Annotated in this window: 12 protein-coding genes; 8 read left to right on the top strand and 4 right to left on the bottom strand. The window is 56.3% G+C overall.

The window, feature by feature from the left end; translation table 11 throughout:
* Positions 1 to 151: 151 nt before the first annotated feature.
* Entirely contained in the window at positions 152 to 2,128 is a 1,977-nt protein-coding gene (locus tag ABLV78_RS08020; protein WP_047044843.1) for an alkyl/aryl-sulfatase, read from the top strand.
* Positions 2,129 to 2,171: 43 nt separating this feature from the next.
* On the opposite strand, the gene ABLV78_RS08015 is transcribed toward ABLV78_RS08020, so the two are convergent.
* Complete coding sequence (locus ABLV78_RS08015; protein ID WP_047044846.1) at positions 2,172 to 2,807, bottom strand: helix-turn-helix domain-containing protein; 636 nt, start codon at positions 2,805 to 2,807, stop codon at positions 2,172 to 2,174.
* Positions 2,808 to 3,022: 215 nt separating this feature from the next.
* Between ABLV78_RS08015 and ABLV78_RS08010 the strand changes: the two genes are divergently transcribed.
* Positions 3,023 to 4,999 (top strand): alkyl/aryl-sulfatase, encoded by a 1,977-nt coding sequence (locus tag ABLV78_RS08010; RefSeq protein ID WP_047044849.1) that lies wholly within the window; start codon positions 3,023 to 3,025, stop codon positions 4,997 to 4,999.
* Between the two features lie 139 nt (positions 5,000 to 5,138).
* Positions 5,139 to 5,561 (top strand): universal stress protein, encoded by a 423-nt coding sequence (locus tag ABLV78_RS08005; protein WP_047044852.1) that lies wholly within the window; start codon positions 5,139 to 5,141, stop codon positions 5,559 to 5,561.
* Here the strand turns inward: ABLV78_RS08005 and ABLV78_RS08000 are convergent.
* Positions 5,558 to 6,469: a LysR family transcriptional regulator gene (locus ABLV78_RS08000; protein ID WP_047044855.1), complete on the bottom strand. Its 912-nt coding sequence runs from the start codon at positions 6,467 to 6,469 to the stop codon at positions 5,558 to 5,560. The genes ABLV78_RS08005 and ABLV78_RS08000 overlap by 4 nt on opposite strands.
* 124 nt (positions 6,470 to 6,593) lie before the next feature.
* Between ABLV78_RS08000 and ABLV78_RS07995 the strand changes: the two genes are divergently transcribed.
* Together ABLV78_RS07995 and ABLV78_RS07990 are read left to right on the top strand one after the other, a co-directional pair.
* Positions 6,594 to 8,405 carry an adenine deaminase gene (locus ABLV78_RS07995; RefSeq protein ID WP_047044858.1) on the top strand — a complete coding sequence of 604 codons (1,812 nt, stop codon included), beginning with the start codon at positions 6,594 to 6,596 and terminating at the stop codon, positions 8,403 to 8,405.
* A 2-nt stretch (positions 8,406 to 8,407) separates the two neighbouring features.
* The gene (locus ABLV78_RS07990; RefSeq protein ID WP_032708742.1) at positions 8,408 to 9,751 is read left to right on the top strand and encodes an NCS2 family permease; all 1,344 of its coding nucleotides are present in this window, start codon (positions 8,408 to 8,410) and stop codon (positions 9,749 to 9,751) included.
* Here the strand turns inward: ABLV78_RS07990 and ABLV78_RS07985 are convergent.
* Entirely contained in the window at positions 9,741 to 10,640 is a 900-nt protein-coding gene (locus ABLV78_RS07985) for a LysR family transcriptional regulator (RefSeq protein ID WP_047044861.1), read from the bottom strand. The two genes, ABLV78_RS07990 and ABLV78_RS07985, sit on opposite strands and share 11 nt — an antisense overlap.
* A gap of 183 nt (positions 10,641 to 10,823) precedes the next feature.
* Here ABLV78_RS07985 and ABLV78_RS07980 point away from each other — a divergent pair, with 183 nt between their 5' ends.
* The gene (locus tag ABLV78_RS07980) at positions 10,824 to 11,141 is read left to right on the top strand and encodes an RcnB family protein (RefSeq protein WP_015365753.1); all 318 of its coding nucleotides are present in this window, start codon (positions 10,824 to 10,826) and stop codon (positions 11,139 to 11,141) included.
* Positions 11,113 to 11,586, top strand: coding sequence for a GNAT family N-acetyltransferase (locus ABLV78_RS07975; RefSeq protein ID WP_047044864.1), 474 nt, complete (start codon positions 11,113 to 11,115; stop codon positions 11,584 to 11,586). Before ABLV78_RS07980 ends, ABLV78_RS07975 begins: the two co-directional genes overlap by 29 nt.
* Here the strand turns inward: ABLV78_RS07975 and apbC are convergent.
* Positions 11,583 to 12,692 carry an iron-sulfur cluster carrier protein ApbC gene (apbC, locus tag ABLV78_RS07970; RefSeq protein WP_015365751.1) on the bottom strand — a complete coding sequence of 370 codons (1,110 nt, stop codon included), beginning with the start codon at positions 12,690 to 12,692 and terminating at the stop codon, positions 11,583 to 11,585. The two genes, ABLV78_RS07975 and apbC, sit on opposite strands and share 4 nt — an antisense overlap.
* Before the next feature lie 151 nt (positions 12,693 to 12,843).
* Between apbC and metG the strand changes: the two genes are divergently transcribed.
* On the top strand, positions 12,844 to 14,877 hold the full coding sequence (gene metG, locus ABLV78_RS07965; RefSeq protein ID WP_045377042.1) for a methionine--tRNA ligase: 2,034 nt from the start codon (positions 12,844 to 12,846) through the stop codon (positions 14,875 to 14,877).
* The last annotated feature ends 38 nt before the right edge of the window (positions 14,878 to 14,915 follow it).

Genomic DNA, 14,915 nt, shown 5'->3' with positions numbered 1-14,915 from the left:
AGTGAGTAGTTTTTTAACTAATGTAGTTTTTTTGTAACCATAACTTGCTCAATGTAAACAACTGGTTATAGTTCAAATAAGCGTTACAAGTTGTAACACCACGTCAGATCGGAATTAACGAGTGAATTGCCATCATGGTAAGAGGATTCCAATGAAATTGACCCCCGTAGTGAAAGGTTTAGCCATCGCCGGCTTGCTGTCATCGTTAAGCCTGTCAGCATGGGCGGAAGTCGCCGCAAAAGAAGCGACCGCCGCCACCAAACAAGCCAACGACGCTCTCTATAACCAACTCCCCTTCTCAGATAACACCGATTTCACCAACGCCCATAAAGGGTTTATTGCCGCCCTACCCACCGAGATCATTAAAGGCGAACAAGGTAACGTAGTATGGGATCCGCAGCAGTACTCCTTCATCAAAGAAGGTGAAAAAGCCCCGGACACCGTCAACCCGAGCCTGTGGCGTCAGTCTCAATTGATCAATATTAGCGGCCTGTTTGAGGTCACCGATGGCGTCTACCAGATCCGCAATCTGGATCTCTCCAATATGACCATCATCGAAGGTAAAGAAGGCATTACCGTCGTGGATCCGCTGGTGTCGGCAGAAACCGCCAAAGTGGGCATGGATCTGTATTACCAAAACCGCGGTAAGAAACCGGTCGTCGCCGTTATCTATACCCACAGCCACGTTGACCACTACGGCGGCGTGCGCGGCGTAATTGATGAAGCGGATGTAAAATCCGGCAAAGTGAAAATTTACGCACCGTCCGGCTTTATGGAAGCGGCGGTCGCAGAAAACATCATGGCCGGTAACGTCATGAGCCGCCGCGCCAGCTACATGTACGGTAACCTGCTGAAACCATCGGCCACCGGACAGGTCGGCGCCGGCCTTGGCACCACCACCTCGGCGGGCACGGTTACCCTGATTGCCCCAACTAATATCATTGAAAAAGACGGGCAGAAAGAAGTTATTGACGGTTTGACCTATGACTTTATGCTGGCGCCGGGTTCGGAAGCGCCGTCGGAAATGCTGTGGTTCATCGAAGAGAAAAAACTGATTGAATCCGCGGAAGACGTGACACACACCCTGCACAACACCTATTCGCTGCGCGGCGCGAAAATCCGCGAACCGCTGCCGTGGTCGAAGTACATCAACGAAGCAATTGTGCGCTGGGGCGACAAGGCCGAAATTATTATGGCTCAACACCACTGGCCGACCTGGGGCAACGAAAACGTGGTTAACCTGCTGAAGAGCCAGCGTGACCTGTATCGTTACATTAACGATCAGACCCTGCGCATGGCCAACGAAGGGCTGACCCGCGATGAAATCGCCGCTAAATTCAAACTGCCGGAGAGCCTTGCCAACACCTGGGCTAACCGGGGTTATTACGGCTCTGTCAGCCACGACGTGAAGGCCACCTACGTGCTGTATCTCGGCTGGTTCGACGGCAACCCGGCGACCCTCGACGAACTGCCGCCGGAAGAAGCGGCGAAGAAATTCGTCGATTACATGGGCGGCGCCGATGCCATCATGAAGAAAGCGAAAGAGGATTACGACCAGGGTAACTATCGTTGGGTTGCTCAGGTGGTTAGCAAAATCGTCTTCGCCGATCCGAAAAACCAGGATGCGCGTAATCTTGAAGCGGATGCGCTGGAGCAGTTAGGCTACCAGGCGGAATCAGGCCCGTGGCGTAACTTCTACCTCACCGGCGCGCAGGAACTGCGTAACGGCGTGGTGAAAGGGCCAACCCCGAACACCGCCAGCCCGGATACGGTGCGCGCGATGACCCCGGAAATGTTCTTCGACTATCTGGCGGTACATATCAATGGCGAGAAAGCGGGTAACGCGAAATCGGTGTTTAATATCGATCTCGGCAGCGACGGCGGCAAGTATAAGCTGGAGCTGGAAAACGGCGTACTGAACCATACCGCCAACGCGGAAGCGAAAGATGCCGATACCACTATCGCCCTCAACCGCGCCACCCTGAATAAGATCATCCTCAAAGAGGAGACGCTTAAACAGGCCGTCGATAATGGCGACGCGAAAATCACCGGTAACGCCGATAAGCTCAATGAAATGCTGGGTTATATGGACAATTTCGAATTCTGGTTCGACATCGTCACGCCATAATGCCCTGCTCCCGCGACCATCGGTCGCGGGAGTTTCCTTTCTACTAGTAAGCTTCCGGCAGCGGTCGGTCGATCGAAACCAGTTTGCCGCGCTTCATCGTGATATAGCCCCCGGCTTTTAGATCCGCCAGTACGCGAAATACATGCGTGCGCGACAGATTAGTGCGCTTAATAATAAACAGCGCCAGGCCTTCATTTTCCCCCTGATGCGTACTCTGGCGATAAAGATAACGAAACAGCATCGGCCTGATGGTCTGGTAGCTGGTCATTTGCCGGCGTTCGTTGTGAAGATCGATAGTAAAAATCGACATATAGGTCAGAATGGTCGCCAACTCCTGCACGCGTTCAGGGCCACCGTGTAAAAAGATTTGGTCAAAGACATCATAGGTGACTTTAACCAGCTTCACCGCCGCGCTGCCGCTATATTCAAACTTCGCCAGCGGGCAGTACCTTTCCATAAGTCCAATCGGCATATACTCAATGGAATTACCAATATGAAGGCCATTCTCCGGCATTAATATTGAAAGCGAACCTTCAGTGCAAAAATAAATATACCCTGGCTGAATTGCTAATTTTTTATTTGCCGCAACCGTCAGGGGCTCCCCTTGTGCCATTATTTGCGGAAAAAAGGCATCAATGTTGAGTTGCTGATAATAGCTATGGATATCCTGAAAATTCACGCTATACACCTTGCTACGCCGTCTGTTGTGATATCGAGTATAGCAGCGAAGTGATAGCAGATTCGAGGGTGATTATTTCTTTGATAATGACCAGTCCCATATGGGACTATCAACGCAAAGTATTCGCTTTAAAATGGCCAGTAATTAGTCCGCATTTGAATTATCCGCTGATATTAAACATTGATAGCGGAACAAATAATCTAAGAGGCCATGCAATGAAATTAAATCAGATCGCTAAACATCTGGCTCTGGCCGGTGTTTTAACTTCACTGTCGCTTTCCGCCTTCGCTGCCGCCCAGCAACAGGACGCCACTCCGGCAACTCATCAGGCAAATAACGCGCTCTACAACAAACTGCCGTTTGCCGATAAAACCGATTTCGATAACGCGCATAAAGGCTTTATCGCCGCGCTGCCGCAAACCATGATTAAAGGCGAGCAAGGCAACGTTATCTGGAACCCGGCAAAGTATGACTTCGTCAAAGAAGGTGAAAAAGCCCCGGATACCGTTAACCCAAGCCTGTGGCGCCAGTCGCAGCTGATTAATATCGGCGGCCTGTTTAAAGTCACCGACGGGGTTTATCAGATCCGTAATCTCGATCTCTCCAACATGACTATCATTGAAGGTGAGAAAGGGATAACCGTTATCGACCCGCTGCTGAGCGCCGAGCCGGCGAAAGAAGCGATGGATCTCTATTACGCCAACCGTGGTAAAAAGCCGGTTGTCGCCGTGCTGTTCACCCACAGCCACGTTGATCACTACGGCGGTATCCGCGGCGTGGTTGATGAAGCCGACGTGAAAGCGGGTAAGGTGAAAATCTACGCCCCTGCCGGATTTATGGAAGAAGCGGTTTCCGAGAACATCATGGCCGGTACCGCAATGAGCCGCCGCGCCAGCTACATGTACGGCAACCTGCTGAAGCCTGACGCCAAAGGGCAGGTCGGCGCCGGTCTTGGCACCACCACCTCCGCAGGTACCGTGACGCTTATCCAGCCGACCAACTACATCACCAAAACCGGCCAGCAGGAAGTGATAGATGGTCTGACCTACGACTTCATGATGGCGCCGGGTTCCGAAGCGCCGTCGGAAATGCTGTGGTATGTCAAAGAGAAGAAAATGATTGAAGCGGCAGAGGATGTTACCCATACCCTGCACAATACCTACTCGCTGCGCGGCGCGAAGATCCGCGACCCGCTGGCGTGGTCAAAATACATCAACGCCGCGATCGACCGCTGGGGCAACGATGCTGAAGTCATTATCGCTCAGCACCACTGGCCAACCTGGGGTAACGACAACATTATCAAGCTGATGAAAGGTCAGCGCGACATGTATCGCTACATCAACGACCAGACCCTACGCATGGCCAACGAAGGCCTGACCCGCGATGAAATCGCCGCTAACTTCAAGCTGCCGGAATCGCTGGAGAAACAGTGGTCGAGCCGCGGTTATTACGGCTCCGTCAGCCACGATGTGAAAGCGACCTATGTTTACTACCTCGGCTGGTTCGATGGCAACCCGGCGACCCTCGACGAGCTGCCGCCGCAACAGGCTGCGAAGAAATTCGTTGAATACATGGGCGGCGCCGATGCCATCATGCAGAAAGCCAAAGCCGACTATCAGCAGGGGAACTACCGCTGGGTGGCGCAGGTGACCAGTAAAATCGTCTTCGCCGACCCGCAGAATACCGATGCGCGTAATCTCGAAGCGGATGCCCTGGAGCAGTTAGGTTACCAGGCGGAAGCCGGTACCTGGCGCAACTTCTACCTGACCGGCGCGCAGGAACTGCGTAACGGCGTACAGAAACTCCCGACGCCAAATACCGCCAGCCCGGATACCGTGCGCGCGATGACCCCGGAGATGTTCTTCGACTATCTGGGCGTACATATCAACGGCCAGAAAGCCGGCGCGGCGAAAGCGGTCTTCAATATCGATCTGGGTACAGATGGCGGGAAGTATAAGCTGGAGCTGGAAAATGGCGTGCTTAACCACACCGCTAATGCGGTAGCAGACAACGCTGACGCCAGTATTACTCTGAACCGCGATACCCTGAACAAGATCATTTTGAAACAGGAAACGCTGAAGCAGGCTGAAGATAAGGGCGACGTCAAGATTAGCGGCAATGGCGCTAAGCTCGATGAAATGCTGAGCTACATGGACAAATTTGAATTCTGGTTCAACATTGTCACCCCGTAAGCGATAATCGCTGACATCCCCCGCACCGCTCTGACCACGGGGGATTTTTTTATCCATTCGACTCGCATGTTCTGATTTGCGTTCCCCTCGCCGCAGGCTCAAAATGAGTTCAGGACTGTTTTATTGCGCGGAGGTATATATGACCGTTTATCACCATGCGCTGGTACTGATTAATAGCAGCCTTGATGGTGTTCCGTTGCTACAACACGCCGCCAGGATGGCGCAGGAAAACGGGATGCGGATTACCATCGCCCACATCAGCACCGACTACCGGGCACTTAATTACGTGTCCGACAGCCTGCAGAATGATGAAGTATCGCAAGAGGTCATTCAGGCCAAAGCCCTGCTCAACGAGCTGGCGGTGACCGTCGCCCTGCCGGTACAGACGCTATCGCTGGTGACGACCCGCCGTTTTGCTGATGTCGAAGAGTGCGTACAACAACGCCATATCGATTTAATTATCGCCGGACACCATAACCGGCTGCTGGGGGTGCTGTCCTCGCACTCGCTGGAGTACATCAACCATTTGACGGTGGACGTACTGATAAAACACCTGCCCTAGCGCAATGCTGACTGTAACAGAGAAAAACACTCTTCGATTAATGGCGGTAGCGCCTGCGGCCCGCGCATCAGGGCCACCGTCCGCGTCAGCGCCGGCTGCTGCAGTTGCGCCACCTTTAACGCCGGGTCCTGGAGATAGGTCGTATACAGCGCCGGGAGAATGGCCACCGCCAGTCGCGAACGCACCAGCCCATAAAGGGTTTCGATATAGTCTACCTGGTAACGCGTCGTTAAAGTCAAACGCTGGCTTTCCACCAGCGCCGCCACCAGCCGCTGGATATTCCCCTTGGAGAAAACGGCAATATCACGGCCCACCAGTTGTTTCCACGGTAAATTTGGCTGCGCAGCCAGCGGATCGTCGCTGTGCAGCACCGCCACGAAAGGATCCTCGCGCAGCGGATAAACCAATAGCTCAGCCGGCAGCGAACTGTCGATCGCGCCGATACCAAAATCAATCTCACCGCTTTGCAGCGCCCGCATTAACGCATCGTTGGTCTGGTCATGAAATTCGATGCGCAGACGCGGAAAGGCCTGCGCCAGGGTCTGCGGCAGCAGCGGAAACAGCAGTGAGCTCACCGACGGAACCAGGCCTATCCGCACCGTGCCATCGCCGCCCGCTTCCACGATCTGTTGCATATCAAAAAAAGATGCCTGGGCCACGCTCAGTATCCGCTGGGCATGAGGTAAAATCGCCGCCCCCAGTTCCGTCAGGGTGACCGCCGAGGCGGTACGATTGACCAGCTTACCCCCAAGCACCGCTTCTATCTGGCGCAGCGCGCTGCTGAGCGCCGGTTGGCTAATCGCCAGCCGATTGGCGGTATCGGTAAAATGGCGCAACTGGGCCAGGGTCACAAAATACTGCAGTTGCTTTAGTGAGAGCGCGGGCAGACGTTGCCAGGGTTCGTTCATTGTCAGGTTCGCTACCGGTGGTGATACAGAATAACCCGAGCTTATCGGGCGATAAATTTATTCATCTGGGCAAACGTTTGCTGTGCCCCTAGAGTATCCGCATTATCCTTGTGGCGGAGTTGTTATGTCCAGCAATGCTGAAGTCCGTCGTCGCGCCGTACAGGCCGCGCGCGGCGAGTCCCCGTTTGATCTGTTGCTTATCGATGCGCAGATAGTCGATATGGCCACTGGCGAAGTCCGCGACGCTGACGTCGGCATTGTGGGTGAAATGATTGCCAGCGTGCATCCGCGCGGTAGCCGCGCCGACGCCCATGAAGTGCGCTCGCTGCAAGGCGGGTATCTGTCGCCCGGCTTGATGGACACCCACGTACACCTTGAAAGTTCGCATCTACCGCCCGAGCGCTACGCCGAAATCGTCCTGACGCAGGGTACCACCGCGGTATTCTGGGACCCGCATGAGCTGGCCAACGTGCTCGGCGTCGATGGCGTGCGCTACGCGGTTGACGCCAGTCGCCACCTGCCGCTACAGGTGATGGTGGCCGCGCCATCCAGCGTTCCCTCTACGCCAGGTCTCGAAATGTCCGGCGCTGATTTCGCCGGCGCTGAAATGGAAACCATGCTCGGTTGGCCGGAAGTACGCGGCGTGGCGGAAGTGATGGACATGCATGGCGTGCTGAACGGCAGCGAACGGATGCAGGAGATTGTCCAGGCCGGTCTTAACAGCGGCAAACTGATTGAGGGGCACGCCCGCGGGCTTAGCGGCGCCGATTTGCAGGCATATCTCGCCGCCGGCGTCACCTCCGATCATGAGCTGACTTCAGCGGCCGATGCGCTGGAAAAACTGCGCGCCGGGCTGACTATCGAAATTCGCGGCTCACACCCCTATCTGCTGCCCGATATCGTTACGGCGTTAAAAACGCTGCCGCATCTCTCTTCGCAAATCACCGTCTGTACCGATGACGTCCCGCCGGATATGCTGCTGGAGAAAGGTGGCGTTATCGCCCTGCTCAACCTGCTGATTGAACACGGTTTGCCAACGGTCGATGTGCTGCGTTTCGCCACCCTCAATGCGGCTATTCGCCTGCAGCGTAACGATCTTGGGCTGATTGCCGCGGGACGGCGCGCGGATCTGGTGGTGTTTGATTCGCTGGAGAAACTCGAGGCTCAGGAGGTCTACGTCGGCGGCAAACTTATCGCTCGCAGCGGTCATCTGCTAACCCCCGTTGCCGCCGCGCCCGGCGTGACGCCGCCGCGTGATACTCTGCAGTTAGCGCCCCTCGCCGCGGAAGACTTTATCCTGCGAATTAAGGGCATTCGCCATGGCGTCGCCCGCCTGCGCCACATCAGCGGCGCGCGCTTCACGAAATGGGGTGAAGTAGAAGTACAGATCCGCGACGGTGAAGTACAACTGCCCGCGGGCTTTAGCCTGATTTGGGTTAAGCACCGCCACGGCCGCCATCAGGCAACGCCGCAAATCGCTCTGCTCGAAGGCTGGGGCGAGCTGCGCGGCGCCATCGCCACCAGCTACTCGCATGATTCACATAACCTGGTCGTGCTCGGGCGCGATGCTCAGGATATGGCCTTAGCGGCAAATCAGCTGATCGCTTCCGGCGGCGGAATGGCGCTGGCGCAACAGGGCGAGATCCTGGCCCATGTGGCGATGCCGATTGCCGGCATGCTCTCCGATCTTCCCGCCGCCGAGCTGGCGCGGCAGTTCCGCGAGCTGCGAGATTTAAGCAGTAAAGTCGCCGACTGGGAGCCGCCATACCGGGTATTTAAGGCGATTGAAGGCACCTGCCTCGCCTGCAACGCCGGGCCGCATTTAACCGATTTGGGTTTAACCGACGGCGGCAGCCGCCAGATAGTTGACCCGTTGATAGCCTGCCGGGAGACACCGGCGCCAACTCATCACAACAATAATCCTCAGGGAGCCTGAGCATGGCCGATAACACACTTCATACTTCTGCCCGTAGCCACTGGCTGGAGCGCCGCTTTGCGCTGCACTCACGGGGCGGTTCGCTACGCACCGAATGCCTGGCCGGGATCACCGGCTTTCTCGCCGCCGCCTATTTACTGGTGGTCATTCCAGGGCTGCTGGCGATTGGCGGAATGGATAAAGGCGCCGCCACCACCGGCACTATCCTGGTTTTTGTCGCCGGTTCGCTATTAATGGCGTTTTACGCCAACCTGCCGTTTATCGTCGGTCCGGGCATTGGCGGCTCGGTACTGGTGGGGGTGACGCTGGCGGGCAGCGAAGGTATTGGCTGGCAGATTGGCCTCGGGATTGCCTGCTGGTCGGGGATCCTCTTCTTCCTGTTGACCCAATTCGGCCTGCGCGAAGTGGTCACCCGCTCGGTACCGCAGTCAATTAAGCTGGGGCTGACGGCCTCGATCGGGTTGTTCGTCGCGGTTCTCGGCTTTCGCAATGCCGGGCTGGTGTTGGCGAATGCCAAAACCAACGCCCTGATGCTCGGCGATTTTCTTGCCCCCGGCGCGCTGGTGGCGCTGTGCGGCCTGTTTCTGGCGATAGCGTTACAGGCGCGTAAAGTGCCCGGCGCGATACTGTGGGCCATTCTGTTCGCCACCCTGGTGGGTATTCCGTTCGGGGTAACAAAACTGCCGGGCAGCTTTATTGATGTTCCGCACTCGCTGGCTCCGGTGTTCGGGCAAATCGATCTGTTGGGGGCATTAAATATCGCCTTCCTGCCGTTCCTGTTCGTCTTTTTTGCGTCCGAGTTTTTCTCGACCATGGGTACGACCCTGGCGGTCGGCGGCGAGGCGGGCTTACTGGATGAAGAAGGCAACATGCCGCAGATTAATCGCCCGTTTATGGTCGATTCGATTGCCGCCGCGCTGGGCCCGTGGGTCGGTATTCCGGCGGCCACGGCGCTGATTGAATCATCCGCGGCAGCGGAAGCCGGCGGCAAGACCGGCCTCACCGCGCTGGCGGCGGCGGTGATGTTCCTGCTGATGTTGCTGTTTACGCCGGTGGCGCTCATGATCCCTAAAGAGGCCACCGCGCCGGCGTTAATTTTGATAGGCCTGAACATGTTTAGCGGCCTGCGCAAAGTCGATCTGGGGAACTTTACCGATGGACTGCCGGTCCTCATGATGGTGATGATTACGCTCATCGCCAACAGCTTCGGCACCGGTATTGCCGGCGGGCTGCTGTTTTACATTGTCATTAAAGCGATCGCCGGCAAGTGGCGTGAAATTCCGATTGGCCTGTGGGTGCTGGCGATCCCGCTAATCTATTACTTCGCGACCTTAGTTAAGCACTAAGCGCTTCACAATGTGATTTCACCTCTTGATATAACAAACGCACCGCGGCAGAGAGCTGTTTGCGGTGCGGACAAATCATATTCAACGGCGTTAAATCGCCCTGATAGTCCGGCAGCAGCCGCACCAGTCTTCCTTCCCGCAGATCGTCGCTGACATCGAGAAACGATTTATATGCGATCCCCTCCCCGGCTACCGCCAGCCGACGGATCACCTCCGCATCATCGCTCATAATCGCGCCGTTCATCTCCACGGTATGTACTTCATTACCTGAAATCAGCGGCCAGCGGTCAAAAGGCCGGCCGCGTAATACATACAGTAGCGCACTGTGCCGGGATAACTCCTCCAGACTACTGATTTGACCGTGGCGGGCAATCCACTGCGGTGAAGCGACTAACACCCGGCGATTCTCCGGCGCGACCGGCAGCGAGATAAACGAAGCGTCTTCGTGGTAGCCGTAGCGAAAAGCGACATCCACCGGATCTTTAAACACGTCGGTCAGATGATCGGAAAAGTGCAGCCGCAGACTCAGCGCCGGATGACGTTCGCGAAAAGCGCAAAATACCTTGAGCAGCAGGTTGCGCCCAAGGTCGGATGGCACAGCGATTTGCAGCGTGCCGCGCACTTCATCCCCCGGAGCCTGAATTTTCTGTAACCCGGCCTGTAAGGTATCGAGCATCTGAGTGGCATAGGGCAACCAGGTTTCGCCCTCCGGAGTCAGACGCAGGCTACGGGTCGAACGGGCAAAAAGGCGAATGTTGAGCGTCGTCTCCAGGCGTTTGATCGCCGCGCTCACCTGCGCTGGCTGCTGCCCCGCCTCCCGCGCCGCCTCGCTAAAACTGCCTAACGCCGCCGCGCGGACAAATAAGGTCAGATCTTCCAGCCTGAACATGCCAAGTCTCCCCTGCTTCAGAATGCTCCCAAAATAGCGATTTACCGCCTAACAACGCAAGCGGGACAAGACTTCAGCCGTGTTTTGCTTACACTTTTTAAAAAACCAGTGCTTGCCATTTCAGCAGCGCTTCAGGAATGATACGAGGCTGCTATTTTGAGTCCAGGTAATATTGAGGAAAATATGCGTAAAACAAAAATGATGCTTCTGGGCGTACTTCTTGCCAGCGCCAGCGCAAGCTGGGCGGCGCCGGCCTCCGGGATTGAACAGTATGCGATGAAAGAATTCACCGCTGATTTTACCCAATTTCATATTGGCGATACCGTGCCGGCGATGTACCTCACTCCTGAGTACAACATCAAGCAGTGGCAATTGCGTAACCTGCCCGCGCCGGATGCCGGCAGCCACTGGACCTACATGGGCGGCAACTATGTTCTGATCACCGACACCGAAGGCAAGATCCTGAAAGTGTATGACGGCGAGATCTTCTATCATCGCTAAGCTCTCACTATCGCCGCAGTTGCGTATTCGTCCTGGCCGCGACAGCGACTACCCTCGCCTGCGTCAGCTGTTTCTTGACGCGCGTCTTGCGTCGTGGACATGGCTTAACGGCGATCAATGGCGGTTGGAAGATTTTGATGCCGTAGTGCAAGACGAACAGCTATGGGTCGCCGAATGCGGCGATGTGCTGGCAGGATTCGCCTCGGTGTGGGTTATCGACAACTTCCTGCATAACCTGTTCGTGGATCCGCAGTGGCAGGGAAAAGGCGTCGGTAGCCTGCTGCTGGAACAGGTTCAGCGCTCATTTAAGCGCAGCGGCACGCTGAAGTGCCTGTCGCGAAATGAAAACGCCCTGAGCTTCTACCAGCATCACGGCTGGAAAGTCGAAGCGCAGGGCGCGTCTCCTGACGGAGATTATTGGCTGATGCGTTACACCCAGCCTTAAACGGCGCGGAAGGCAATCTCGCTCGGGATAACTTCGCCCTGCCAGTACATCTGCGCCGCCACGCGTCCCGCCAACTGGCGGTAGATATCGGTAAACTCGCTTTCCGGACGCGCAATGACCGTCGGCGTGCCTTTATCCAGGTCTTCACGCAGCGTGATATGCAATGGCAACTGGCCTAGCAACTGGGTGTGATACTTCGCCGCCAGCTTCTCGGCGCCGCCGGTGCCAAAGATAGGTTCGTGGTGGCCACAGTTGCTGCAGATATGCATGCTCATGTTTTCCACGATCCCCACGACCGGCACTTCCACCTTCTCAAACATCACGATGCCTTTTTTGGCGTCGATCAGCGCGATGTCCTGCGGCGTCGTCACCACTACCGCGCCGGTCACCGGAATGTTTTGCGCCAGGGTCAGCTGGATGTCGCCGGTTCCCGGCGGCATATCCAGTACCAGGTAATCCAGATCCGGCCACAGCGTCTCTTGAAGCATCTGCATCAGCGCCTTGCTGGCCATCGGGCCGCGCCACACCATGGCGTTGTCGTCGGTCACCAGATAACCGATGGAGTTAGTCGCCAGGCCATACTTCATGATCGGCGCCATATGGGTGCCGTCCGGCGACGTCGGGCGGCTGTCTTCGGCGCCGAGCATGGTCGGAATCGACGGACCATAGATATCGGCATCGAGAATACCCACTTTGGCCCCTTCCGCCGCCAGCGCCAGGGCGAGGTTCACGGCGGTAGAGGATTTGCCCACCCCGCCTTTACCGGAACTCACGGCGATGATGTTTTTCACGCCATTAATGCCCGGCTGGTTTTTCACTCGCTTCAGGGTGGCGATACTGTGAGAGAGCTTCCAGTCGATGGCCTTCGCGCCGGTAATGCGCAGCAGCTCGGCGCTGCATTGCTCCTTCAACGCCTCAAACGCGCGGGTCCAGACGAACGGCATTTGGATCTCGATATGCACGGTATCGTCAAGCCAGGCAACATGGTGCAGCGCCTTTAGCGTGGTGAGGTTATGCTTCAGGGTTGGGTGCTGGAAATTAGCCAGAGTCCCGGCGACCATCGCACGTAGACGTTCGGGGGATTTGGCCTGGGATTGCGAACTCATCCCGACTCCTTTGTTATTGTGAGTTGATTCTTGTCCGTTAAGTTTACCTGAAAGGGAATAATTCCCCCACAATAAGCTTTGGGCTTACCAAATTATTGCCTTTCAGGTAACATCAAAAGCCCTTTTTACAACAGAAGATGTAATGCCCACTATGACTCAAGTCGCGAAAAAAATTCTGGTAACGTGCGCGCTGCCGTACGCCAACGGCTCTATCCACCTCGGCCACATGCTGGAGCACATCCAGGCTGATGTCTGGGTCCGTTACCAGCGAATGCGCGGCCACGAAGTCAACTTCATCTGCGCCGACGACGCCCACGGCACCCCGATTATGCTGAAAGCGCAGCAGCTTGGCATCACCCCGGAGCAGATGATTGGCGAGATGAGTCAGGAGCATCAGACCGATTTTGCCGGTTTCGATATCAGTTACGACAACTACCACTCGACGCACAGCGACGAGAACCGCGAGCTGTCGGAGCTTATCTATACCCGTCTGAAAGAAAACGGTTTTATTAAAAACCGCACTATCTCCCAGCTCTACGACCCGGAAAAGGGCATGTTCCTGCCGGACCGTTTCGTCAAAGGTACCTGTCCGAAGTGTAAATCTCCGGACCAGTACGGCGATAACTGCGAAGTCTGCGGCGCGACCTACAGCCCGACTGAACTCATCGACCCGAAATCCGTGGTGTCCGGCGCGACGCCGGTGATGCGTGAATCTGAGCACTTCTTCTTCGACCTGCCGTCCTTTAGCGAAATGCTGCAGGCGTGGACCCGCAGCGGCGCGCTGCAGGAGCAGGTGGCGAACAAAATGCAGGAGTGGTTCGAATCCGGCCTGCAGCAGTGGGATATTTCCCGTGACGCGCCGTACTTTGGCTTTGAAATTCCGAATGCGCCGGGCAAATACTTCTACGTCTGGCTGGATGCGCCGATCGGTTACATGGGTTCCTTTAAGAATCTGTGCGATAAACGCGGCGACACGACCAGCTTCGATGAATACTGGAAGAAAGATTCCAGCGCCGAGCTATATCACTTCATCGGTAAAGACATCGTTTACTTCCACAGCCTGTTCTGGCCGGCCATGCTTGAAGGCAGCAATTTCCGTAAGCCGACCAACCTGTTCGTTCACGGCTATGTCACGGTAAACGGCGCCAAGATGTCCAAATCTCGCGGCACCTTTATCAAAGCCAGCACCTGGCTGAACCATTTTGATGCCGATAGCCTGCGCTACTACTACACCGCTAAGCTCTCTTCGCGCATTGATGATATCGACCTGAACCTGGAAGACTTTATCCAGCGCGTCAACGCCGACATCGTTAACAAAGTGGTGAACCTGGCTTCGCGTAACGCCGGCTTTATCAATAAGCGCTTCGACGGCATGCTCTCCGCCGAACTGGCTGACCCGGCGCTGTATAAAACCTTCACCGATGCGGCTGCCGCTATCGGCGAAGCGTGGGAAAGCCGCGAGTTCGGTAAAGCCATCCGCGAAATTATGGCGCTGGCCGACGTCGCTAACCGCTATGTCGACGAGCAGGCGCCGTGGGTGGTGGCCAAACAGGAAGGCCGCGACGCCGACCTGCAGGCAATCTGCACCATGGGGCTGAACATGTTCCGCGTGCTGATGACCTGGCTGAAGCCGGTTCTGCCGGGGCTGAGCGCGCGCGCTGAAGCGTTCCTCAACACCGAGCTGAGCTGGGACGCCATCCAGCAGCCGCTGCTGGCGCACAAGGTTAACGCCTTTAAGGCACTGTACAACCGCATTGAAATGAAACAGGTCGAAGCGCTGGTGGAAGCCTCTAAAGAAGAAGTTAAAGCCGCCGCCGCGCCGGTGACTGGCCCGCTGGCCGATGATCCGATCCAGGAAACTATCTCCTTTGACGATTTCGCCAAGGTGGATATGCGCATCGCGCTGATTGAAAACGCCGAGTTCGTCGACGGTTCCGATAAGCTGTTGCGCCTGACCCTCGATCTCGGCGGCGAGAAGCGCAACGTCTTCTCCGGCATCCGATCCGCCTACCCGGATCCGCAGGCGCTGATTGGCCGTCTGACGGTGATGGTCGCCAACCTGGCGCCGCGTAAAATGCGCTTCGGTATCTCCGAAGGGATGGTGATGGCCGCCGGCCCTGGCGGGAAAGATATTTTCCTGTTAAGCCCTGACAGCGGCGCACAGCCGGGTCAGCAGGTTAAATAACCCTCCGCAAAAGCGCTGCTCCGGCAGCGCTTTTTTTA

Origin of the sequence: Klebsiella sp. CN_Kp075 (assembly GCF_040065055.2) — a bacterium.
Classification (GTDB): Bacteria; Pseudomonadota; Gammaproteobacteria; order Enterobacterales; family Enterobacteriaceae; genus Klebsiella; species Klebsiella aerogenes.
The sequence above is the reverse complement of the archived record's forward strand: the minus strand, read 5'-3'. Positions and strand labels throughout refer to the sequence as shown.

Coding starts and splice junctions, on each gene's coding strand:
- ABLV78_RS07975 (WP_047044864.1), top strand. CDS start 11,113: ATGACGGCGAGATCTTCTATCATCGCTAAGCTCTCACTATCGCCGCAG.
- ABLV78_RS08020 (WP_047044843.1), top strand. CDS start 152: ATGAAATTGACCCCCGTAGTGAAAGGTTTAGCCATCGCCGGCTTGCTG.
- ABLV78_RS07985 (WP_047044861.1), bottom strand. CDS start 10,640: ATGTTCAGGCTGGAAGATCTGACCTTATTTGTCCGCGCGGCGGCGTTA.
- ABLV78_RS08000 (WP_047044855.1), bottom strand. CDS start 6,469: ATGAACGAACCCTGGCAACGTCTGCCCGCGCTCTCACTAAAGCAACTG.
- apbC (WP_015365751.1), bottom strand. CDS start 12,692: ATGAGTTCGCAATCCCAGGCCAAATCCCCCGAACGTCTACGTGCGATG.
- ABLV78_RS07980 (WP_015365753.1), top strand. CDS start 10,824: ATGCGTAAAACAAAAATGATGCTTCTGGGCGTACTTCTTGCCAGCGCC.
- metG (WP_045377042.1), top strand. CDS start 12,844: ATGACTCAAGTCGCGAAAAAAATTCTGGTAACGTGCGCGCTGCCGTAC.
- ABLV78_RS07995 (WP_047044858.1), top strand. CDS start 6,594: ATGTCCAGCAATGCTGAAGTCCGTCGTCGCGCCGTACAGGCCGCGCGC.
- ABLV78_RS08005 (WP_047044852.1), top strand. CDS start 5,139: ATGACCGTTTATCACCATGCGCTGGTACTGATTAATAGCAGCCTTGAT.
- ABLV78_RS07990 (WP_032708742.1), top strand. CDS start 8,408: ATGGCCGATAACACACTTCATACTTCTGCCCGTAGCCACTGGCTGGAG.
- ABLV78_RS08010 (WP_047044849.1), top strand. CDS start 3,023: ATGAAATTAAATCAGATCGCTAAACATCTGGCTCTGGCCGGTGTTTTA.